The organism is Paraburkholderia sp. NMBU_R16 (assembly GCF_013282575.1).
Taxonomy (GTDB): Bacteria; Pseudomonadota; Gammaproteobacteria; order Burkholderiales; family Burkholderiaceae; genus Trinickia.
Genome location: NZ_JAAAYE010000217.1, coordinates 1 through 1125 on the forward strand (window position 1 = coordinate 1; position 1125 = coordinate 1125).

General features: G+C 53.6%; 1 protein-coding gene. It reads right to left on the reverse strand.

The annotated features are described in order from the left end of the window. Positions 1-219: 219 nt before the first annotated feature. A complete protein-coding gene (locus tag GWC77_RS27920) occupies positions 220-816 on the reverse strand; it encodes a hypothetical protein (RefSeq protein ID WP_173262767.1) in 597 nt (198 codons plus the stop codon). Positions 817-1125 lie beyond the last annotated feature (309 nt).

Genomic DNA, 1125 nt, shown 5'->3' on the forward strand with positions numbered 1-1125 from the left:
TGGGCCATCTTCGGGATGTCATGCCGGCGCGCGGCGTTGTGCTTGTGGGGCATGCATGGGCTTCCAGCAGGACGGACCGCGATTTTATTACTCTCGTCTTTCGTTTGCCTATCCGTGCACCAACGCCCGTTTACACCGTCAGATCTCGACGACTTTCAAGTTGCCGATGACAGCAAACCGGGGGCGTCCATGCATGACAGTACCCTTCGGACATTTTTTTCATCGCCTGATGCTATTAACATTCCTTCGCTTCACTACTTCATCAATTGCAGCGTTTAGGACTTCGTTCGATCCCTGGCCGAGAAGCTCGATCATTCCACTTACTTCGAGATCGCATACATATTTGAATAGCATAAAAATACGCTCACCCGTGATTTGGGCAGCCTCCATCTTGTGCAACACGTTTCCCAGGGTACCTGGATCGGCTTTAAGATGTTCAATAATTGCACGAAGTACCTGACTTGCCGGAAAATACCCCTGTGCCAAGCCTGTTACTGTTCGAGCAAGTGCCTCTGGTTCGAGGCGCAGGGATGCACTTTCGGACCGAGAGCTCGATGCGATGCCATGGCTCGCCTGCCTGTTCGGATTGGGAGAGGGCCCCGGAGGCCAGCCCATGTCTATCAAAATATGGGGTCGCCTCTGTCGAGGCCTAGCGGGATTCGCACCCGGAGTACGAGTCAAGGAATCCAACGGATGATTCGCCGCTAATCCTGTTTGGGCCGCTGCTCCTGTTTGGTCTGTTGACGGCGGGGTACTTGCCGAAGGGTAATAGGGCGAAGGCCAATAATAACGGCTGATCGGGCTGAGCGGATTCATCCAAGGTCCTCCATTGTGGTGATGAGTGTTCTTTATGTGCCAAGTTGAACGCGTCAGATTAATCGATCGCGAAAAACGGCGATGAACGGCGAAGCATGCCTTCCAGATCGGTTACTGTCGAAGTACGAAATAGTGGCTTTGTTCGCAGGGTATCCGCCCCAATCCACCCAACTTAAGCGATCGGGTTGTGTCGCGATAACGGAGCCATGACGAGCAAGCGGCGATTCGCTTAGGAGTCCTTAGATAAGCAGCGAATAGAACTGCGCGGCGACCGTTCGAGTGGCGTGGTCACCCTTCATTTGGCCTTTG

Coding starts and splice junctions, on each gene's coding strand:
- GWC77_RS27920 (WP_173262767.1), bottom strand. CDS start 816: ATGAATCCGCTCAGCCCGATCAGCCGTTATTATTGGCCTTCGCCCTAT.